At 69.2% G+C, this 19440-nt stretch carries 19 protein-coding genes and 2 tRNA genes; 13 read left to right on the top strand and 8 right to left on the bottom strand.

What is annotated here, in order from left to right; genetic code table 11:
- The first annotated feature begins 48 nt into the window (after positions 1 to 48).
- A complete protein-coding gene (locus ND450_RS26650; RefSeq protein WP_089921805.1) occupies positions 49 to 333 on the top strand; it encodes a DUF1330 domain-containing protein in 285 nt (94 codons plus the stop codon).
- A 62-nt stretch (positions 334 to 395) separates the two neighbouring features.
- Here ND450_RS26650 and ND450_RS26645 read toward each other — a convergent pair whose 3' ends face one another.
- Positions 396 to 1127: a DUF4191 domain-containing protein gene (locus ND450_RS26645; protein WP_253321350.1), complete on the bottom strand. Its 732-nt coding sequence runs from the start codon at positions 1125 to 1127 to the stop codon at positions 396 to 398.
- 63 nt (positions 1128 to 1190) lie between these two features.
- Here ND450_RS26645 and ND450_RS26640 point away from each other — a divergent pair, with 63 nt between their 5' ends.
- From ND450_RS26640 to ND450_RS26625, 4 genes are all read left to right on the top strand, one after another.
- Positions 1191 to 3260: an ATP-dependent DNA helicase UvrD2 gene (locus ND450_RS26640; protein WP_253321349.1), complete on the top strand. Its 2070-nt coding sequence runs from the start codon at positions 1191 to 1193 to the stop codon at positions 3258 to 3260.
- Between the two features lie 152 nt (positions 3261 to 3412).
- Positions 3413 to 3673 carry a hypothetical protein gene (locus ND450_RS26635; protein ID WP_253321348.1) on the top strand — a complete coding sequence of 87 codons (261 nt, stop codon included), beginning with the start codon at positions 3413 to 3415 and terminating at the stop codon, positions 3671 to 3673.
- 99 nt (positions 3674 to 3772) lie between these two features.
- Positions 3773 to 4093 (top strand): WhiB family transcriptional regulator, encoded by a 321-nt coding sequence (locus ND450_RS26630; RefSeq protein ID WP_089921809.1) that lies wholly within the window; start codon positions 3773 to 3775, stop codon positions 4091 to 4093.
- 286 nt (positions 4094 to 4379) lie between these two features.
- Entirely contained in the window at positions 4380 to 5252 is an 873-nt protein-coding gene (locus tag ND450_RS26625) for a trans-aconitate 2-methyltransferase (protein ID WP_253321347.1), read from the top strand.
- Between the two features lie 462 nt (positions 5253 to 5714).
- Here the strand turns inward: ND450_RS26625 and ND450_RS26620 are convergent, their stop codons facing one another.
- From ND450_RS26620 to ND450_RS26605, 4 genes are all read right to left on the bottom strand, one after another.
- Positions 5715 to 6257, bottom strand: a complete 543-nt coding sequence (locus tag ND450_RS26620) for a hypothetical protein (RefSeq protein ID WP_253321346.1) — start codon at positions 6255 to 6257, stop codon at positions 5715 to 5717.
- A gap of 85 nt (positions 6258 to 6342) precedes the next feature.
- Entirely contained in the window at positions 6343 to 7653 is a 1311-nt protein-coding gene (locus ND450_RS26615) for an AarF/ABC1/UbiB kinase family protein (protein WP_253321345.1), read from the bottom strand.
- Entirely contained in the window at positions 7650 to 8444 is a 795-nt protein-coding gene (locus ND450_RS26610) for a TOMM precursor leader peptide-binding protein (protein WP_253321344.1), read from the bottom strand. Before ND450_RS26610 ends, ND450_RS26615 begins: the two co-directional genes overlap by 4 nt.
- A gap of 51 nt (positions 8445 to 8495) precedes the next feature.
- Positions 8496 to 8651: a DUF5679 domain-containing protein gene (locus ND450_RS26605; RefSeq protein ID WP_189160476.1), complete on the bottom strand. Its 156-nt coding sequence runs from the start codon at positions 8649 to 8651 to the stop codon at positions 8496 to 8498.
- Between the two features lie 195 nt (positions 8652 to 8846).
- Between ND450_RS26605 and ND450_RS26600 the strand changes: the two genes are divergently transcribed.
- Positions 8847 to 9374 (top strand): M48 family metallopeptidase, encoded by a 528-nt coding sequence (locus ND450_RS26600; protein ID WP_089921814.1) that lies wholly within the window; start codon positions 8847 to 8849, stop codon positions 9372 to 9374.
- A gap of 115 nt (positions 9375 to 9489) precedes the next feature.
- Here the strand turns inward: ND450_RS26600 and ND450_RS26595 are convergent, their stop codons facing one another.
- Positions 9490 to 10806 (bottom strand): zinc-dependent metalloprotease, encoded by a 1317-nt coding sequence (locus tag ND450_RS26595; RefSeq protein WP_253321343.1) that lies wholly within the window; start codon positions 10804 to 10806, stop codon positions 9490 to 9492.
- Positions 10807 to 10850: 44 nt separating this feature from the next.
- Between ND450_RS26595 and ND450_RS26590 the strand changes: the two genes are divergently transcribed.
- A complete protein-coding gene (locus ND450_RS26590) occupies positions 10851 to 11930 on the top strand; it encodes a PDZ domain-containing protein (protein WP_253321342.1) in 1080 nt (359 codons plus the stop codon).
- 98 nt (positions 11931 to 12028) lie between these two features.
- Here the strand turns inward: ND450_RS26590 and ND450_RS26585 are convergent, their stop codons facing one another.
- Complete coding sequence (locus tag ND450_RS26585) at positions 12029 to 12568, bottom strand: PPA1309 family protein (protein ID WP_253321341.1); 540 nt, start codon at positions 12566 to 12568, stop codon at positions 12029 to 12031.
- A 94-nt stretch (positions 12569 to 12662) separates the two neighbouring features.
- Here ND450_RS26585 and ND450_RS26580 point away from each other — a divergent pair, with 94 nt between their 5' ends.
- The 3 genes from ND450_RS26580 to ND450_RS26570 all read left to right on the top strand — a co-directional run bounded on the left by ND450_RS26580 (position 12663) and on the right by ND450_RS26570 (position 16128).
- Positions 12663 to 15671 carry a UPF0182 family protein gene (locus ND450_RS26580; RefSeq protein ID WP_256557313.1) on the top strand — a complete coding sequence of 1003 codons (3009 nt, stop codon included), beginning with the start codon at positions 12663 to 12665 and terminating at the stop codon, positions 15669 to 15671.
- 53 nt (positions 15672 to 15724) lie between these two features.
- A tRNA-Met gene (locus ND450_RS26575) sits at positions 15725 to 15798 on the top strand.
- 256 nt (positions 15799 to 16054) lie between these two features.
- Positions 16055 to 16128: transfer RNA gene (locus ND450_RS26570), tRNA-Met, on the top strand.
- A 127-nt stretch (positions 16129 to 16255) separates the two neighbouring features.
- Here ND450_RS26570 and ND450_RS26565 read toward each other — a convergent pair.
- On the bottom strand, positions 16256 to 16465 hold the full coding sequence (locus tag ND450_RS26565) for a hypothetical protein (RefSeq protein WP_089922009.1): 210 nt from the start codon (positions 16463 to 16465) through the stop codon (positions 16256 to 16258).
- A 388-nt stretch (positions 16466 to 16853) separates the two neighbouring features.
- Here ND450_RS26565 and ND450_RS26560 point away from each other — a divergent pair, with 388 nt between their 5' ends.
- The 3 genes from ND450_RS26560 to ftsE all read left to right on the top strand — a co-directional run bounded on the left by ND450_RS26560 (position 16854) and on the right by ftsE (position 19409).
- A complete protein-coding gene (locus tag ND450_RS26560) occupies positions 16854 to 17354 on the top strand; it encodes a PadR family transcriptional regulator (protein ID WP_089921819.1) in 501 nt (166 codons plus the stop codon).
- Positions 17355 to 17436: 82 nt separating this feature from the next.
- Positions 17437 to 18540 carry a peptide chain release factor 2 gene (gene prfB / locus ND450_RS26555; RefSeq protein WP_089921820.1) on the top strand — a complete coding sequence of 368 codons (1104 nt, stop codon included), beginning with the start codon at positions 17437 to 17439 and terminating at the stop codon, positions 18538 to 18540.
- 179 nt (positions 18541 to 18719) lie between these two features.
- Positions 18720 to 19409 carry a cell division ATP-binding protein FtsE gene (gene ftsE, locus ND450_RS26550; RefSeq protein WP_030470385.1) on the top strand — a complete coding sequence of 230 codons (690 nt, stop codon included), beginning with the start codon at positions 18720 to 18722 and terminating at the stop codon, positions 19407 to 19409.
- Positions 19410 to 19440: the final 31 nt, after the last annotated feature.

Raw genomic sequence — 19440 nt, 5'->3', positions numbered from 1 at the left:
CGTTCTCGGCATGGAAAAGACCGATGCGTGGTTCCTACGGTCGAACCCATGACCGCTTATGTAGTGATCGACTCCGACATCGCCGACGACGAGGGCTTCCAGCAGTACGTGGACCAGGTCTTCCCTCTCCTGGAGAAGGCGGGAGCCCGCAACGTCCTCGACGAGGCCACGCCGCTCGTGCTCGAGGGCGACTGGTCGTGGCGCAGGCTCGTGATCCACGAGTTCGAGAGCCGGCAGGCCGTGCAGGAGTTCTGGGACTCGCCCGCGTACCAGCCTCTCAAGGAGCTGCGGCGCCGGTATTCGACCGTGCGGGTCGTCGTCGGCGAGGCCTGACGACGCGAAACGGCGCCTGCCCCTCTGGTGGGGGACAGGCGCCGTTTCGTGAGAACTGCTGGTCAGCCCCGGCGGCGCATGGCGCGCTGGACGTTGCGCATCTTGGCGCCTGCCGGCATCGGGCCCTTGGGCAGCGCGGCGCCGCGGCTGGCCAGCGCGGCGAGGCGGGTCTCGAGAGTGTCGACCTGGGCGGCCGTGATGTTGCGCGGGAGCTTCATCAGCGTCGACTGCAGCTTCTTCAGCGGCACTTGGCCGTCGCCGGAGCCGATGATGAAGTCGTAGATCGGGGTCTCGCCGATGACGCGGGAGATGCGCTTCTTCTCCTGCGCGAGGAGCGGCTTGACGCGCTGCGGGGCGCCCTCGGCGACCAGGACGACGCCCGGACGGCCCAGCACGCGGTGCACGGCGTCGAGCTGGGTGGTGCCCGCGACGGCGGGCGTGACGCGCCAGCGGCCGCGCAGGTTCTCGAGCGCCCAGGCGCCCGCGCCGGGCTGGCCGTCCGCCTTGCGGAAGACGTTGCTCTGCACGCGGCGGCCGAAGATGATCACGGCCAGCAGCGCGCCGAGCGCGACGCCCAGCGGCACGAACATCCACACCGCGTCGAAGACGATGCCCAGGACCACGGCGATCGCGGTGACGCCCAGCAGGGCGCCCAGCATCATCGGAACGAGCGCCTTGTCCTCGCGGCGCTGCATCTTGAACGCCTCGAAGATCTGCTTGCGCCGTTCGCGCGATGCCGCGCGGCGAACCTTCGCCGCTTCCTTCGCCGCCGCTTTGTCCTGCTTGCCAGCCATGCCCTCAAGGATACGGCGCGCTGGTCTCGGTGTTGCATCGGCCGTCTGCGAGACTGCCTGGCTATGGACGCGTTGCTGGAGGGTCTCGATCCGGAACAGCGTGCAGCGGTCGAGGCTCCGCGTGGCCCCGTGTGCGTGCTCGCGGGCGCCGGAACCGGCAAAACGCGCACCATCACGCACCGCATCGCCTACCTGTGCCAACGCGGCCACGTCGCTCCGTCGCAGGTCCTCGCGGTCACGTTCACCAAACGCGCTGCTGGGGAGATGCGCACGCGTTTGCGCTCCCTGGACGTGCACGGCGCACAGGCCGTGACGTTCCACGCCGCCGCCTCACGCCAGCTGCGCTACTTCTGGCCGCGTGTCATCGGCGGGCCGCGCTGGGACCTCGTCGACCAGAAGATCCGCGTCGTCGCCCGCGCCGCGACCAGGCTGGGCATGCCGACCGAGCCCGACGCGCTGCGCGACCTGACCAGCGAGATCGAGTGGGCGAAGGCGTCGCTGCTGACTCCGGAGGACTACCCGGTCGCGGCCGCTCGCGCCGCGCGGGACATCCCGGCGCCCGCCGAGCAGATCATGAAGCTCTACACGACCTACGAGCAGCTCAAGAACGAGGCGCAGCTGCTCGACTTCGACGACCTGCTGCTCTACACGGCGGGCGCGCTGGAGGACAACGCGGAGGTCGCGCAGGAGTTCCGCGACCGCTACCGCTGCTTCGTCGTCGACGAGTACCAGGACGTGACGCCGCTGCAGCAGCGCGTGCTCGACTCGTGGCTCGGCAACCGCGACGACCTGACCGTGGTCGGCGACGCGAACCAGACCATCTACTCGTTCGCGGGCGCCTCGCCGCAGCCGCTGCTCAACTTCGGGCGCCGGTTCCCCGAAGCGGTCGTCGTGCGGCTGGAGCGCGACTACCGGTCGACGCCGCAGGTCGTGGAGCTGGCCAACGACGTGATCAAGTGGGCGCGTGGACGTCCCGCCGGGTCGCGGCTGCAGCTGATCGGGCAGCGCCAGGACGGCCCGAAGCCGCGGTTCCACGAGTTCGACGACGAGCCGGGCGAGGCCGATGCCGTCGCCAGTCGCGTGAAGGCGCTGCTGGACGAGGGCGTCGCGGCGTCGGAGATCGCGATCCTCTACCGCGTCAACGCGCAGTCGGAGGTGTACGAGCAGGCGCTCGCGTCGCTCGGCATCCCGTACCTGGTGCGCGGCGGTGAGCGCTTCTTCGAGCGCGCCGAGGTGCGCCAGGCGATGATCACGCTGCGGTCGGCGGGTTCCCCTGAAGGCAGCCTGCCGGAGGTCGTCCGGTCGGCGCTGGGCCGCGTCGGGCTCACCGACGAGCCGCCGACCGGTGGCAGCGCGCGGGAACGCTGGGAGTCTTTGCTCGCGCTGGTCGAACTCGCCGAGGAGTTCGCGGTGTCCTCTCCGGAGGCCGACCTGCCGCGGTTCTGCGTCGAGCTGGACCTGCGTGCGGAGGCGCAGCACCCGCCGACGGTCGAGGGCGTGACGCTGGCGTCGCTGCACGCGTCGAAGGGCCTCGAATGGGACGCCGTGTTCCTCGTCGGACTGGTCGAGGGCACGATGCCGATCCAGTACGCCGACGGCGACGACGCCAAGATCGAAGAAGAACGCCGCCTTCTGTACGTAGGTGTCACGCGCGCGCGTGAGCACATCTGGCTGTCGTGGGCGCTGGCGCGTGCCGCGGGCGGGCGCAAGTACCGCCGTCGTTCGCGGTTCCTCTACAGCCTCGTTCCCGAGAACCACCCGGCCGCCCGTGTATCCGCGGGCGCCGCCCGGCCTCCTCTCATGAAGAAGGAGAAGCCGACCTGCCGGGTGTGCGCGTCGACGTTGGTCGAGGCGCAGGCCGTCAAGCTGGGCCGGTGCCGCGGCTGTCCGTCCGATGTGGACGAGGAGCTGCTGGAGTCGTTGCGCCAGTGGCGTGCGGGACGGGCGCGGGAGCTGAAGGTGCCCGCGTACGTCGTCTTCACGGACGCCACGCTGATGGCGATCGCGGAGCAGCGACCCACGGATTCGGCCGGACTCGTGGCGATCTCGGGCATCGGCGCCTCGAAGCTCGACAAGTTCGGCGACGACGTGTTGGGCCTGGTCCGAGCCGGTGTCGGGTACCCCGCCACCTGATCGGGACAAGTTTCGTTAAATAGGTTGCGAGCCCCAGGTACGGGGTCATAACCTGCTCATGCCGGGTCCGGAGGACCCGTCTGGGGAAGAAGAACTACTACTACACGCTCTAGCTCTCTGCAGCAGAGCTCTCTATGGAGGAGGTGGCCGTTGTGAGGTTCGACTTGACTTCGCGCGCGCTCGGCCTCCCCGTGTCCGAGGGCTTCTGCGCGTCTGCCCGCGCCCAGGCCATGTGGCAGGAATCTGCCCTGAAGCCGGCCGCACCGCAGACCCGCGAGCGGGCCACCGGACTGCGCGGCACCGCCCTGCGCAGCGAGCAGCCGATCGTCGCGCTGCCGGTGATCGATGGCGTCCACAACTACACGAATGCGCTGTCCGCGCATCAAGTGAGAAGGCTCCTGCCGACCCCATAGAGGGGGTCGAAGGACCACCAGGCTCACGAAAGCCGCGGACTCGCACAGAGTCCGCGGCTTTCGTGTTTTTGCAGTACCCCACACAAGGAGAAAACCCTGATGTTGACCGCGACTGTCCCGCTCACGGGCGAGGCACTTCCGGACCTCGCGGAGGGGCTCGACATCCCCTGCCGCACCCACAACCCCGACCTCTGGTTCGCCGACGCTCCTGCCGACCTCGAGAAGGCGAAGTCCTTCTGCGGCACCTGCCCGGTGCTCGCGGAGTGCCTTGCCGGCGCGATCGCTCGTCACGAGCCGTGGGGCGTCTGGGGTGGAGAGATCTTCGAGCGCGGTGTCGTCATCGCGCGGAAGCGGCCGCGTGGCCGTCCGCGCAAGGACGCGGCAGTCGTTCCGGCCAGCAGGACGGAGTCGGCGGCGTGAACACCGTGCAGCTCAACCGCAGCGCAATGCCCGCCTACCTGAACGAGGGCCTGACTCCCATGTCTCTGAACGAAGAACTCGTGCGAATACGAATACAAGAAGCCCAGAGGTTCGCTGAAGAGCAACGCGTGGCGAACCGCCTCGCGTCAGCGCAACGTTGGCGCAGGTTGTCGCGATGGGCGGGACGCAGAGCGGCTCGCTTCGACCTCTGACAGTCTCGAGCTGAGGCCGTCATCCACGAGAAGGTGGATGGCGGCCTCGGCCGTTCCTCCGTACCGTCCCCTTTGTGCCGCACCACACACACGACGGAATCGACTGGTCCTCCCGCCTCCACGCGATGAGGCGCTACGGCTCGCTCCAGGCGGAGGCGCTGACCTCGGTCGCGCGCCGCCTCGTCCAACCACTGCCCGACTCACCGGTGGTGATGGACGTCGGCTGCGGCGCCGGCTCCATGAGCGTCCCCCTGGTCTCCGCGCTGCGCGACCACGGCGGCGGCGTGCTGGTCCTGGTCGACGCCACCCCCGAGTTGCTGGACGCGGCCTGCACCGCGGCACGTCTCGAATCGGACGGCGTCGTGCAGGTCAAACCGGTCCTCGCAGACCTGTCGTCCGAGGACCCGCTGTCGTTCGCGGGTCCGGTCGAGCTCATCTGGGGCTCCCGCGTGATCCACCACCTCCCCGATCAGTTGCGCGGCGTCAAGCGCCTGGTCTCGGCCCTCGCCCCCGGCGGCTGGCTGGCCCTCGCGGAAGGCGGCCTCGAAACCCGCTTCCTCCCGTGGGACCTCGGCGTCGGCGCACCGGGCCTCCAGGACCGCCTGGCCGCGGCCCGAGCCGACTGGTTCGTGTCGATGCGCGAGAACATGACGGGCGCCGTCCGCCTCCCCGTCGGCTGGAACGTGGCTCTGGCCGACGCGGGCCTCGGCGAGATCAGCGCCTTCAGCTTCGTCGTCGACCACCCGGCCCCGGCGAAGCAGCTGGTCCGGGACTGGGCAGCAGACCGCCTGACCTGGCTGGCCGAGGTCACGAGCCCTTCACTGCACCCGGCCGACCGCGAGGCGTTGCGCCGCCTGCTCAACCCCTCCGACTCGGAGTACGTCGGCGCCCGCGAGGACGTCTTCCTGCTGGAGACCGACACCGTGCACGTGGGACGGCGCCGGTGACGGCTGGTTCGGCGGCTTCGTCGGATCCTTCGGCCTCTTGCCACAGATGTGGGCGGCTGCGTTCCTCCGTTTCCGACCTCGAGTTGCTGGCCTGGTCTTCGGAGCGGGTGGGTGGGGGACTGCGGTGGTTGTGCGTGGGGTGTTCCAAGAGCCACGTGCGGGACATCGAGGGGAAGTTGCCGGACGAGTACTGGCGTTGAGCCACCCTGGGGCGCGGGCCCCGCGCTGGTGGGTGGGGTGTTGAGGGAAGCGCGAGTTCTGGGGTGGCTGGCGTGCGGGCGGGCTCATGGGTGTGAGCCGCCAGCCGCAGGGCGCCGCGTTGCCGTGGGTTGGGTGCGAGGCCCAGCGCGGATACCGGGTGGGCGTCCGCGAGCTGGTGCGGCAAGCCGGGACAGTCGCAGCGGAGGCCGTCCGCTGACTCGGGTCAAGGAGGCGCGCGTCGCACAACACGCGCCGCCGCCGTCAGGTCGGGTAGAGGTGGGCCAAGGCCTGCCTGACCAGCGCCGTTCCCCGTCGGCATCCCGCCTTCACCTCCTCCCGCAGGTCGGCGGGCGAGCACAACCGCGCCTCCACCACGGCGTCGAGGACGGCCACCACGGTGCGCGGGTTCAGCTCTCGCCGGGCCAGGTCCACCGCGGCCCGTGCGGCGGCGGCGAGCCGTAGGCCGTGGCGCTCCACCACGGCGGGTGGGCGGCTGGTGCGTTCCAACAGGATGCCTGGGTGGGCTCTTCGCGTGTTCGAGCCGGCGAGCACGTGGACGTGGCGGGGGAGGGGGACCGCTGCGCCTTGGCGGACCAGGGCGTCGGCTCCTGTGATGACCGACGTGGGGCCGGTGAAGGCGAGGACGGCGCGCAGCCTGTCCAGGCGGGTGGGCGGGGACGGGGAGGTCAGGACCACGCCGGGCAGCAGGCGCTGCCACGGCCCGAGTGGGGCGCAGTGGCGCACTGCCTGACGTGAGGAGTATCCGGATCGGCGCAGGTCGGCGGTGGTTGTGATGGGTGCCATGGGGTCATCGTGGCCCATGCGGACAGGGGGAGATCGGGGTCGACCGCAACCTGTGGACAACTCTGCCCGGGTTCACTCGGACGAGTTAGTCGTCGAATCCCGGCTGCCAGCGGGCGACGATCTCGCGGGCCGTCACGTGGGCGTCGAGCTGGCAGAGGATGCCCGTCGCGCCCAGCGTCACGCGGTGGATCAGCAGGTACTGCGGCGGCAGGTTCAGGGAGCGGCCCGTCTGCGAGTCCGGGCTGCGCAGGTCGCCCACGCGCTCCGCCTGCGACTGCAGCCACCGGCGGGTGAAGTGGAACGACTCGGTGCGCAGCGGCTCCACGAAGGGCGCCAGGTAGCCGAGGACGTCCTCGCCGTGCAGTTCCATGCCCTCGCGGATGAAGTTCTCGGTGCGCAGCAGTTCGACCAGGTCGGCGGAGCGGCCGTCCAGGGCCAGGCGGGTCATCAGGCCCAGGGTCTTCGGCAGGCCGTCGGGGAGGCGGGCCACGGCGCCGAAGTCGATCACGCGCAGGCGGCCGTCGTCGCCCAGCATGAAGTTGCCGGGGTGCGGGTCGGCGTGCAGCAGGCCCGAGCGGGACGGGGCCGAGAAGTGAAACTCGGCCAGCCGCTGCCCGGCCAGGTCGCGCTCCTCGACCGTGCCCTCGCGGATGATGTGCGACAGGCCGACGCCGGAGGTCCACTCGGTCACCATGACCTTGGGCGCCGAGGCGATCACGCGGGGGACCACCACGTGCGGGTCGTTCTCGAAGGCCTTCGCGAACGTGCGCTGGTTCGCGGCCTCGTCGCGGTAGTCGAGCTCCTCCAGGTACCGGTCGCGCAGCTCCTCGAGCAGCGGGCGCACCTCGGCGCCGGGCATGATCGCCTGCAGCAGCCTCGAGAAGCGCAGCAGCTGCTTCAGGTCGGCGCGCAGGGCCTCGTCCGCGCCGGGGTACTGGACCTTCACCGCCACGTCGCGGCCGTCGTGCCACACGGCGCGGTGCACCTGGCCGATGGACGCCGAGGCGGCGGGCGTGTCGTCGAACGACTGGAAGCGCTTCGCCCAGGACGCGCCGAGCTGCTCGGCGAGGACGCGGTGCGTGGTGCGGGCGGGCATCGGCGGGGCCGCGGTCTGCAGCTTCGTCAGGGCCTCGCGGTACGGCGCGGCGAGCTCGTCCGGGACCGCGGCCTCGAACACGCTCAGGGCCTGGCCGAACTTCATGGCGCCGCCCTTGAGCTGGCCCAGCACCGCGAAGACCTGTTCCGCCGTCTTGGCCGTCACCTCGGCGTTGACCTCGTCGGCCGCGCGTCCGGTGAGTCGCTTCCCCCAGCCGCCGACAACCCGGCCGGCCACCCCGATCGGGAGGCTCGCCAGCTTGGCGGTGCGCTGCACGGCCTTGCGCGGAATCTCGGTCACTCGGCCATGTTATGTGCGGAGCACTGACAGTCAGGGTGCGGATACCAGCTTCGCCTCTCAGCAACCCCGGTCGCGAGGTCCAGTTCGAGGGTGGCGTTCAGCACTGCCGGCGGGGCCTGCTCGTGCCCGTTGACGTAGACCAGCGACTCCAGGACCTGCGCCACGGCCAGCGCCGCCGTGCCCGACGCGAACAACACGTCGGTGGACGCGGGCCTGCCCACGAGCTGGGCCGCGATGACGGGCCAGGCCGGGTCCTGGTCGGCACGGTGCAGGTCCGCGCAGTTCAGGCATGACGAACGCCCTGGCAGCACCAACGGCCCGACGATGCCCACGCCCTCACGCACGCGCACGGCCAGATGAGGCGTTCGGAACGCCATCAGCGTGCTGACGAGGTTCGGATCGGGGACGAGAGTCGCCGCCAGCACCGTCAGATCCGCGTTGTGCGCGAGCTGGACGTTGGATTCGGCCAGGAGCGAAGTGATGGAAAGCGCGAGGTGCCCGGACCCGTGAACGGCGGCCGTCCCACCCCTCGCGGAGGACTCGCCGTCGAGCAGACCTGCTTCGTCGAGTGAAGCGAGAACTTCACCCAGCTGGGTGGGGTCCTCGCCGCGGGATTTCAGCTTTTCACCCAGTTCAGCGACCGTGTGCCGGCCGTCGAGGGTGACCAGCTCGTCGACCAGCGCCTCGGGCAGCGAGTCGATCACGACCGCGTGCTTCGGGTCGATGCCGACCTGGACGACGCCGGGGGATCTGCGCACCACGGCCAGTCCTGCACGCACGCGAGGTCTCATGTCCACGACGGCAAGACTGGCAGGGGGCGGCGCCCCCTGCCAGCGCGAACGTCAGACCTTGGCCTTGCCGAGGATCCGCGTCATCTTCGTGCCACAGACAGGGCAGGTGCCCTTCGCCATGCGCCGACCATTGGTCTCCTCGACGTTGCCGTCGAAGTCCCGCTTCTCGCGGCACTTGACGCAATAGCCGTTGTAGGACTCGGCCACAGCCCCTCCCTTGCAGTTGTGAGTGCGGACACACTCGGGGACCTTGGCGCGACGGTACCTCTGCGAGGGCGTGAAACCGCGCATGTCGTTCCCGCGCGTGTCCAGCCGCCGTTCGGTGGAACTTCACCCGCCGGGTGCGCGCCTGCCGCCGGTTGGGGGCCGAAAATTGTCGGTGACGCCGTTTACGGTGACTGCATGGCCGAACCGCGGGTGGAAGTGCGGCGGAGCCCCCGGCGCCGCCGCATGGTCAGCGCGTACCGGGAGGGTGACACCGTCGTCGTCCTCCTACCGGCACGGATGACCAAGGGGGAAGAGAAGCACTGGGTGGCGGAGATGTTGAGCCGCCTCCAGCGCAGCGAGACGCGCAGGAAGTCCCCTGCGCGGACATCGGACGAGGCGTTGATGGCGCGGTGCGCCGAGCTGTCGGCGCGCTACCTGGACTCGCTGGCTGATCCGGTGAGCGTGCGCTGGGTGCCGCCCATGCGCACGCGCTGGGCGTCGTGCACGCCGACGGAGGGCACGATCCGCGTGTCCGAACGGCTGCGCGACGTGCCGCCGTGGGTGCTCGACTACGTGCTGGTGCACGAGCTCGCGCACCTGCTGGTCCCAGGGCACGGCAAGGACTTCTGGGAGTGGGTCCACCGCTACCAGAAGACCGAGCGGGCCATGGGGTATCTGGAGGGCCTCTCGGCCGCCGCAGGCTGGGGGATCACCGAAGACTGATCGAATCGCCGCGAAGGGCCTGGCGGGGGTGTGCTCGCCGGGCCTCCTCGAACACGAGCGACGCGCCCGGTGAGGAGAACCTCGCCGGGCGCGTCGCACGTTCCGCAACCGCAGGTCAGCTCGCGTCGGGCTGGCCGTCCTCCGGCTTGTCGCCCTTGCCGCCGTCCTCGCGCATGGTGCGCTCCAGCTCGGCGATCGGGTCCTCGAGGGCGTTGCGCGTGTTGGTCAGGCGCTCGGCGAACTCCAGCGGGTCGTCCAGGTCCTCGGCCGTCGGGACGAGCTCGGCGTGCTCCCAGACGCCGTCGCGCACCTCGACGCCGTGCTGGTCGCCGATGAGCTTCCACAGCGCGGAGGCGGCGCGCAGCTTGCGCGGGCGCAGCTCCAGGCCGACGAGCGTCGCGAACGTCTGCTCGGCCGGGCCACCGGAGGCGCGGCGGCGGCGCAGCGTCTCGCGCAGCGCGGGGGCGCCGGGCAGGCGTTCGGAGACGGCGGCGTCGACCACGACGTCCACCCAGCCCTCGACCAGGGCGAGGAGCGTCTCCAGGCGGTTCAGCGCCGCCTTCTGCTCCGGGGTGGTCTGCGGTTCGAGCAGGCCCGAGCCCATGGCCTCCTCGATGGAGGCGGGGTTCGACGGGTCGATCTGGCCCGCGAGCTGCTCCAGCGCGGAGGTGTCGACCTTGATGCCCTTGGCGAACTCCTCGACGGTGTCGAGCAGGCGCTGCCGCAGCCACGGCACGTGCGTGAAGAGGCGCTGGTGCGCGGCCTCGCGGGCGGCGAGGAACACCATCACCTCGGACGCGGGACGCTCCAGGCCCTCGGTGAACTTCTCGATGTTCGCCGGCAGCAGCGCCGCGGTGCCCTCGGGCCCGAGCGGCAGTCCGACGTCGGTCGAGGTGAGGACCTCGGAGCCGAGCTGCGCGAGCGCGTTGCCCAGCTGCGAGCCGAACGCCATGCCGCCCATCTGCCCGAGCATGGACAGCAGCGGACCGGCCGCCTGCTTCGCCTCGGCGGGCATCGCCTCGACCCAGGCGCCGGACATGCGCTGCGCGACCGGGTCGCACAGCCGCTGCCACGTCGGGATGGTGCGCTCGATCCAGTCGCGCGCGGTCCACGCCTGCGTCGTGCGGGTGCCGGCGGGCAGCGAGGTGACCGGGTCGAGCCACATCTCCGCCAGGTGCACGGCGTCGGTGACCGCGCTCGACTGGTCGGACGCGAACCCGATTGTGGTCGTCGTCGAGGACAGCTGCTGGAACGCGATCTGCTTGGCGAGGTCGTAGTTGACCGGCCCGCTCGACGTCCCGGCGCTGCTCAGCATCGCGCCCAGCTGGCTCAGCATGTTGCCCAGCTGAGAGAAGTCGAACGGGTTGTCTCCCGGCTTCCCGCTCTTGTCGTCGGGGTCGTGCGGGCTGAACCCGAACGGCACGTCACTCATGCCTCTACCGTACGCGGATCGACATGGTCGTACGCTGTTCAGCCGTGAGTGAAACCGTCACGACCGCACCCCCACCCGCGCCCCCGCCGAGGGAACGCGGACTGACCCGCCGGACGTGGACGCTGATCGTCAGCTTCCTGGTGGTGGCGATACTCGGGACAGCGGGCGGCTTCGTCCAGGTCCCGTACGTCGCGCTGGGCCCCGGCCCGACCTACGACGTGCTCAGCAAGGTGAAGGACGCCGACGTGGTGTCGGTCGACGGCCAGGACACCTTCCCCACCGGGGGAACGCTGCGCATGACGACGGTCTCGCTCACCGACGACGTCTCGCTGTTCGGCGCGCTCGGCCTGTGGTTGTCCGGCCGGTACGCCCTGGCGCCGCGCGAGGAGTTCTTCAAGCCCGGCGAGTCCGAGGAACAGGTGCAGAAGAACAACGAGCTCGCGTTCAGCGAGTCGCAGACCTCCGCCGAGGTCGCCGCGCTGCACTACCTCAAGTATCCGGGCATGGTGATCGCGAACCAGGTCACCAAGGGCAGCCCCGCGGACAACGTCATCCCGCTCGGCGCCCGCATCATCTCGGTCAACGGCAAGCAGGTGCAGAGCGCCGCGGACGTCAGCGCCGCGCTCGAGAACACCAAGCCGGGCGACCGGATCGAGGTGGCGTTCGAGAAGGACGGCACCTCCCAGTCGACCCAGCTCACCCTCGGCACCCGCGACGACGGCCGCCCGGCGGGCTTCATCGGCATCTCGCCGGTCGACCGCGCGGACGTGCCGTTCAAGATCAAGATCAGCCTGTCGGACGTCGGCGGTCCCTCGGCGGGCCTGATCTTCGCGCTCGCGATCGTCGACAAGCTGACGCCGGGCGAGCTCAACGGCGGCAAGGCCATCGCGGGCACCGGCGAGATCACCGGCGACGGCACCGTGAAGCCCATCGGCGGCATCGCCTTCAAGATGGTCGCCGCGAAGGAGGCCGGCGCGGAGGCGTTCCTCGTGCCCTCGGCCAACTGCAACGACGCGAAGCAGCAGGCGCCGGAGGGGCTCAAGCTGATCAAGGTCGAGAACCTGTCGGACGCCGTGTCGTCGCTGGAGGCGCTCAACTCCGGCAAGGAGACGCCGAGCTGCTGACCTGTCCGCTCGCCGCGAACAGCGCACAACGACTTGACAACCCCGGCGGGATCACCCGCCGGGGTTGTGCCAGCCTGGGACTGTGACGACCAGTGCCGCTAGGGCCGCAGCGTGGCGAGCAGCGCGTCGGTGAGGTTGGGGGCCAGCTCGGGGTGCTCGACGAACTCCTCGGGCACCTCGACCGTGCCGCGCAGGCGCAGCACGCAGGAGACCGAGCCGTCGCGCAGCACGGCCGCGACCAGGCGGGCCTCGCGGCGTGACGGGTGCTCGGCGGCGAACCTGCGGGCCGCCTCGTCGTCCAGCTCGCCGTGGCTCAGTTCCGTCTCCGCCTCCGGCGGGAGGACGACGATCTCCTGGGCCAGTGCGCAGCCGGTGACGGTCTGCGGCCACTCGATGCCCGCGAGCGCGTCGCCCAGATCGCCTTCCAGGGCGTCCTGGGCGATCGGGGTCAGCGGGCTCGACTCCGGGTCGAGCTGGCTGCGCAGCTCCGGCTGCTGCTCGAGCAGGTCCGAGGTGGAGACGAGGGCGAAGAGCTGCGGGGGCTGGTCCCAGCCGCCCGCCGCTACGAACTCCTCGACCTCGCGGGCGACCGTCGGAAGGATGACCGCTGGCGTTTCACTCGCTGACACGCGTGTCATCGTAAGACGGCGGACTTCACGGGAACCCAGGGCGTCGTCCGTAGAGTTGGACTAAACGTACGTATCGATTTACCGCGATCCAGGAGCGTGCCTCGTGGCCACACGGCCTCCGGTCGGACTGCCGAAACTGTCCCGGCGCAGCCGAATACTGCTCATCGTGGGTGTAGTGCTCCTGTTCGGTCTCATCACGGGATCGCGGCTGCTCGACACCTACGTGAACTGGCTGTGGTTCGGCGAGGTGAAATTCCGCGACGTCTACAGCACAGTGCTGGTCACCCGCCTGGGGCTGTTCGTGGCCGTCGGCGCCGTGGTCGGCGGCATCGTCGCGCTCAACCTCTACCTCGCCTACCGGGCGCGGCCGGTGTTCGTGCCGGTGTCCGGGCCCGACGACCCGGTGGCGCGCTACCGGACCGTCGTGATGCGGCGGATGCGGTTGTTCGCGATCGGCATCCCCGTCTTCGTCGGGCTGATCGCGGGCGCGTCGGCGCAGGCGGACTGGCAGCAGATCCAGCTGTTCATGAACTCGCAGCCGTTCGGCGTGACCGACCCGCAGTTCGGGCACGACATCGGCTTCTACGCGTTCCAGCTGCCGTTCTACGAGTGGTTGCTGTCGTGGCTGTTCATCGCGACGGCGGTCTCGTTCATCGGCGCGGTGATCGCGCACTACCTGTTCGGCGGCATCCGGCTGGCCGGTCGGGGCGGTCAGCTCTCCGGCCCGGCCCGGCTGCACCTGGCGCTCGTCGCCGGCGCGTTCGTGCTGCTCAAGGCCGTGGCGTACTTCTTCGACCGGTACACGCTGCTGCTGCACGACACCGACAAGTTCGTCGGCGCGAGCTACACCGACCTCAACGCGGTGCTGCCCGCCAAGCTGATCCTGATGTGCATCGCGGTGTTCTGCGCCGTGGCGTTCTTCGCGGGCGCGTTCATGCGCAACGTGCAGCTGCCCGCCATCGCGACCGTCCTGCTGGTGCTGTCGAGCGTGCTCGTCGGCGCCGCGTGGCCCGCGGTGCTGGAGCAGTTCTCGGTCAAGCCGAACGCCATCCAGAAGGAGGCCGAGTCGATCACCCGCAACATCGCGGCGACGAGGCAGTCCTTCGGGTTGACGGAGGACAAGGTCGAGACGAAGCCCTACGAGGGCAAGCAGAACATCACGAACGACCAGATCAAGACCAACGACGCGGCCACGCTGAGCAACGTCCGCCTGCTCGACCCGGCCGTCCTGTCGCGGACGTTCACCCAGTTCCAGCAGCTGCGGCCGTTCTACGGGTTCCCGAACAAGCTCGACGTCGACCGGTACACAGTGGACGGCAAGCTGCGGGACTACATCGTGGCGGTGCGCGAGCTCAAGCTCGACAGCCTGCCGCAGGGCCAGCGGGACTGGATCAACCAGCACCTCGTCTACACGCACGGCAACGGCTTCGTCTACGCCGAGGCGAACAAGGTCAACGCGGTCGCCGACGAGACCAACGGCGGCTACCCGGACTTCAAGACCGGTGAGGTCAAGTCCAACGGCGAGGTCGGCAACGTGCAGAACGGCATCAAGGTCGAACAGCCGCGCACGTACTACGGCGAGCTGTTCGGCGTGAACGACTACTCGATCGTCGGGGGCCGGCCGGACGGCGCGGCCGCCGAGTACGACACGGACGCCAAGTCCTACACCTACACCGGCGCAGGTGGCGTCCCGATCGGCAGCCTGATCAACAAGCTCGCGTTCGCGGCCTACTACGGCGAGCGGAACATCCTCTTCAACCAGTCGATCGCGGACGAGTCGAAGATCCTGTTCAAGCGCACGCCGAGGGACCGCGTGCAGGCGGTGGCACCGTGGCTGACGGTCGACAGCGACCCGTACCCCGCCGTCATCAACGGCCGCATCACGTGGATCGTCGACGGCTACACGACGCTCGACAGCTACCCCTACGCGCAGCGCACGCAGCTCGGTGACGCGACCAACGACTCGCTCACCGCGGACGGCGTCGTCATCTCGCAGGTCAACAAGCCCGTCAACTACATCCGCAACTCGGTCAAGGCCACTGTGGACGCTTACGACGGCTCGGTGAACCTGTACCAGGTCGACGACAAGGACCCGGTCCTCAAGGCGTGGATGGGCGTCTTCCCGGGCACGGTGAAGCCGGGCAGCGAGGTCTCGACCGAGCTGCGCCAGCACTTCCGCTACCCCGAGGACCTGTTCAAGGTGCAGCGGCAGATGCTGTCGAAGTACCACGTCTCGTCGCCGTCCGACTTCTACTCCGGTGTCGGCTACTGGGAGCCGCCGCAGGACCCGACGATCGACAACGCCACGACGGCGGACGCCCAGCGCGACGCGGTGAGCAAGCGCCGGGACCGGCAGCCGCCGTTCTACGTGCTGGCGGGTGACCCGAACGACCCGAAGAAGGTCAGCTTCCAGCTGCAGAGTCCGCTGGTCCGCGAGAACCGCGAGTTCATGGCGGCCTACGTCTCGGTCGCGTCCGATCCGGACAACTACGGGAAGATCAGCGTCCTGCAGCTCAACCAGGACGCGAAGGGCCCGCAGCAGATCCAGACGCAGTTCCTCACGTCGGACAACGTCAGCCGTGAGCTCAACCTGCTGACCCAGCAGAAGACGACGGTCGTCTACGGCAACCTGCTGACCCTTCCGGTGGGCGGAGCGTTGCTCTACGTGGAGCCCGTGTACATCGAACGGGCGTCGAACAACACGTCGTACCCGCAGCTGTCCAAGGTGCTCGTCTGGTACGGCGACCGGGTCGGCTACGCGTCCACGCTGAACGAGGCGCTGGACCAGGTGCTCAGCGGCGCCGGCGCGGTCGTGCCGCCGCCTTCGGACGGCAACAACAACGGCAACGGCCAGACCTCCACGCCGCCGTCGTCCACGCCGCCTGCCAACGGGACGCTCAGCCCCGACCTGCAGAAGGCGGTCAACGACATCGACGCGGCGCTGGCCGACATCAAGCGGGCGCAGTCGAGCGGCAACTTCACCGAGCTCGGCCAGGCGTACGCGAAGCTGGACGACGCGACGAAGAGGTTCAAGCAGTACAACACCGGGGCGGCCGCGCCGCCGCCCACGGGCCAGTCGTCGGTTGTGCCGAGCCCCACACCGTCCGGCTGACCTGACGATTTGCTTTATCCGCTCCACCCCGCGTAAGGTTCTATTCATACCGACGCGGGGTGGAGCAGCTCGGTAGCTCGCTGGGCTCATAACCCAGAGGTCGCAGGTTCAAATCCTGTCCCCGCTACAAAGTGAGGAAGCCCTGTCTGCGGAGATCGCAGACAGGGCTTTTTCGCATTTCACATTGGGGGCGCAGCCTCCAAACCCCGCCCTGGAGGGCTTCGCCCCCAGACCCCCGTAGGTTTCCCGGTTCCTCTGCGCCGGGCGGTGCCGGTGAGGATGACCTGCGGTGATGCGGTTAGTGGGGGGTGGTGAAAAAGCGGTTTTCCGGGGGTGTAGAGTTCTACTTACAACAGCAAGACAGCAAGACAAGCTAGAAGCGGCGCGGGGTGGAGCAGCTCGGTAGCTCGCTGGGCTCATAACCCAGAGGTCGCAGGTTCAAATCCTGTCCCCGCTACTAGTCGGAAGGCCCGGTTCACGGACAACGTGAACCGGGCCTTCTGCTTTGTGCTGAGTGAGCATGGGGCCTTGCCCGAGGGCGAGGCCCGTGCCGGGGGCGAACCCCCGGACGCCGTGGCGGTCGTTCAGGTCATGTTCTCCGCCCAGTACTGGGCGCACAGCATGCTGGAGCAGATGCGGCCCTCCCCGTTGACGGTGCGGTGCTTGCGGATCTGCTTGCCGCACACCATGCACTCGTCCTTGCCCGCCTGCTCCGGGATGCCGCCCGTGACCCACGCCCTGGTGTGCGCCGCCACCTTCTTGTGGTCCAGCCACTTCAGGTTCAGGTTCTTCATGGTCTCCCCGACCTCCGTCGTCGTGCCGCCTGCCTGGCAGTGATCATTTTCCCGGAGTTGCGGGCGCTGGAAAGAGGTCCGCGCGGACATCACCAGGTCGTGCGACGCCTGGCCCCCGACCGTCCATTCGGGTGGCTCCGGCCGGTGAGACTCGTACCGCCGATCGAGTGAGAGCGGGGGAGTTTCGTTTCTGACAAAGGACTTTTCCATCCGGGATGGACACGGACGGTCAAGCGGCCAAACGCGTGAGCCTGTGAAACTGCCGCTTACTCAGCGAGACTTTTCGTTGCTCCGCATGGCCCATCAGACTAGCCCGGTGATCAGCCACTGTGGACAGAACGGCTGACCATTGTGGACAGCTTCCCCCAGACGTGGGAACGTTGTCGTTGTGTCAGACCTGAATGCGACCGCAGCCGCCCTGCTCGGGCTGCTGCACGACGGACCCAAGACCGGTGGCCAGTTGGTGGCGGAGGCAGGAGACCGCTTCGGCGCGTTCTTCAGCGTGACCCGCTCCCAGGTGTACCGCGAGCTGCCCGCGCTGGCTGACCAAGGCCTGCTTCGCCTCGGCAAGCAGGGACCGCGGTCGAGCCAGCAGTACGTGCTGACGGCCGCGGGCAAGAAGGCCTTCAAGAACTGGCTGCTGTCCGAGCCCGGCCCGGACCACCTGCGCAGTCCGCTCATCCTGCGCCTGGTGCACGCCGGCTCGTTGACCGCGAAGCAGCGCGAGTCCCTGATCACGACCGCACGCACCACCTACGGTCAGGAGCAGGAGAGCGCCAAGAGCGCGGCCAAGACGGCGGAGGACCCCTACGCCAAGGCGGTGGCCGAGTTCGGCCTCGCTCACGCGAAGGCGGTTCTCAAGCTCCTCGACGCGATCCCCACCGCTTAAGCACCACGGCGGTGGCGTCGTCCGGAAGGCGCCTGCGAGCACCGGTCGCGAACTGCGACCGGTGCTGGCGTAATCTTTTTGCGTGAACCCGGACGTCGAAGCAGACATCAAGGACCTCTCCGCGACGCTGTCGAGCATCGAGGCGGTGATGGACCTCGATGCGTTGCGCGCTGCTGTCGCGGACCTGGAGACGCAGGCCACCCGCCCTGACCTCTGGGACGACCAGGAGAAGGCGCAGAAGGTCACCAGCCAGCTGTCGCACAAGCAGGGCGAGCTCCGTCGGGTCACCGGCCTCCGCTCCCGCCTCGACGACCTGCCGCTGCTCTACGAACTCGCCGAAGAGGCCGAGGACGCGGAGGCGCAGGCCGACGCGGACAACGACAGGGCCAAGCTGCGCGAGGAGATCGCGAGCCTGGAAGTGCGCACGCTGCTGTCCGGCGAGTACGACGAGCGCAACGCGCTGGTCACCATCCGCGCCGAGGCCGGTGGCGTCGACGCCGCGGACTTCGCCGAGATGCTGCTGCGCATGTACTCGCGCTGGGCCGAGCGCCACCAGTACGGCGTCGAGGTCTTCGACACCTCCTACGCGGAAGAGGCCGGCATCAAGTCCGCCACGTTCCGCGTCACCGCCCCGTACGCCTACGGCACGCTGAGCGTCGAGCAGGGCACGCACCGCCTCGTGCGCATCTCGCCGTTCGACAACCAGGGCCGCCGCCAGACGTCGTTCGCCGGTGTCGAGGTCGTGCCCGTCGTCGAGCAGACCGACCACGTCGAGATCGACGAGAAGGACCTGCGCGTCGACGTCTACCGCTCGTCCGGCCCCGGCGGCCAGGGCGTCAACACCACGGACTCGGCGGTGCGCCTCACGCACATCCCGACCGGCATCGTGGTGTCCTGCCAGAACGAGCGCTCGCAGCTGCAGAACAAGGCCACGGCCATGAACGTCCTGCAGGCGAAGCTGCTCGAGCGCCGCCGGCAGGAGGAGCAGGCGAAGATGGACGCGCTGAAGGACTCCGGCTCCAGCTGGGGCAACCAGATGCGCTCCTACGTGCTGCACCCGTACCAGATGGTCAAGGACCTCCGCACCGAGCACGAGGTCGGCAACCCGTCCGCGGTGCTCGACGGCGAGATCGACGACTTCCTCGAGGCGGGCATCCGCTGGCGCAAGCAGTCCCAGCAGGCGTAGTCCCGGGCTGATCCGAGAGCCGAAGAGCACGTTCCGCCCCGAACGAGGGCAGGACGTGCTCTTTTCGTGGACGCGTAGTGCCTGGTCGGACACGCCGGGTCGAGATTCGGACCGCCCTTCCGGGGCAGGAAGTAACCGGAACGGGGGCTTTACCCCGGCCATGAGTAGACTCGCGCCTCGTGATTCGTCTCGAACACGTTTCCAAGGTCTACAAGACCTCCACGCGTCCCGCGCTCGACGACGTGTCCGTCGAGATGGAAAAGGGCGAGTTCGTCTTCCTGATCGGGCCCTCCGGGTCCGGCAAGTCGACGTTCCTGCGCCTGCTGCTGCGCGAAGAGGTGCCGACCAGGGGACGCGTCTACGTCTCCAACTTCGACGTCGCCAAGATGTCGCGGCGCAGGGTCCCTCGCCTGCGCCAGTCGATCGGCTGCGTGTTCCAGGACTTCCGCCTTCTGCCCACGAAGACGGTCGCCGAGAACGTGGCGTTCGCGCTCGAGGTCATCGGCAAGCCCCGCAACACCATCGTCAAGGTGGTGCCGGAGGTGCTGCAGCTGGTGGGCCTCGACGGCAAGGAGGACCGGTTCCCGACCGAGCTGTCCGGTGGTGAGCAGCAGCGCGTCGCGATCGCCCGTGCGTTCGTGAACCGCCCGCTGGTGCTGATCGCCGACGAGCCGACCGGAAACCTGGACCCCGACACGAGCCAGGACATCATGTTGCTGCTGGAGCGGATCAACCGCACCGGCACGACCGTCATCATGGCCACGCACGACCACGGCATCGTCGACTCGATGCGCCGCCGAGTGGTGGAGCTCTCGTACGGCAAGGTCGTCCGTGATGACGCGCGCGGCGTTTACGGCGTTGGCCGTTAAGCGTCCCTAAGCCCCCGAACCCCAAGGAACC

It is taken from the genome of Lentzea sp. HUAS12, from assembly GCF_024125735.1.
GTDB lineage: Bacteria > Actinomycetota > Actinomycetes > Mycobacteriales > Pseudonocardiaceae > Lentzea > Lentzea albida.
This window is presented reverse-complemented; position numbering and strand designations above follow the sequence as displayed.

Excerpts from the sequence above, each read along its gene's own strand:
- ND450_RS26650 (WP_089921805.1), top strand. The coding sequence starts at position 49 with ATGACCGCTTATGTAGTGATCGACTCCGACATCGCCGACGACGAGGGC.
- ND450_RS26645 (WP_253321350.1), bottom strand. The coding sequence starts at position 1,127 with ATGGCTGGCAAGCAGGACAAAGCGGCGGCGAAGGAAGCGGCGAAGGTT.
- ND450_RS26640 (WP_253321349.1), top strand. The coding sequence starts at position 1,191 with ATGGACGCGTTGCTGGAGGGTCTCGATCCGGAACAGCGTGCAGCGGTC.
- ND450_RS26630 (WP_089921809.1), top strand. The coding sequence starts at position 3,773 with ATGTTGACCGCGACTGTCCCGCTCACGGGCGAGGCACTTCCGGACCTC.
- ND450_RS26620 (WP_253321346.1), bottom strand. The coding sequence starts at position 6,257 with ATGGCACCCATCACAACCACCGCCGACCTGCGCCGATCCGGATACTCC.
- ND450_RS26610 (WP_253321344.1), bottom strand. The coding sequence starts at position 8,444 with ATGAGACCTCGCGTGCGTGCAGGACTGGCCGTGGTGCGCAGATCCCCC.
- ND450_RS26600 (WP_089921814.1), top strand. The coding sequence starts at position 8,847 with ATGGCCGAACCGCGGGTGGAAGTGCGGCGGAGCCCCCGGCGCCGCCGC.
- ND450_RS26595 (WP_253321343.1), bottom strand. The coding sequence starts at position 10,806 with ATGAGTGACGTGCCGTTCGGGTTCAGCCCGCACGACCCCGACGACAAG.
- ND450_RS26585 (WP_253321341.1), bottom strand. The coding sequence starts at position 12,568 with ATGACACGCGTGTCAGCGAGTGAAACGCCAGCGGTCATCCTTCCGACG.
- ND450_RS26565 (WP_089922009.1), bottom strand. The coding sequence starts at position 16,465 with ATGAAGAACCTGAACCTGAAGTGGCTGGACCACAAGAAGGTGGCGGCG.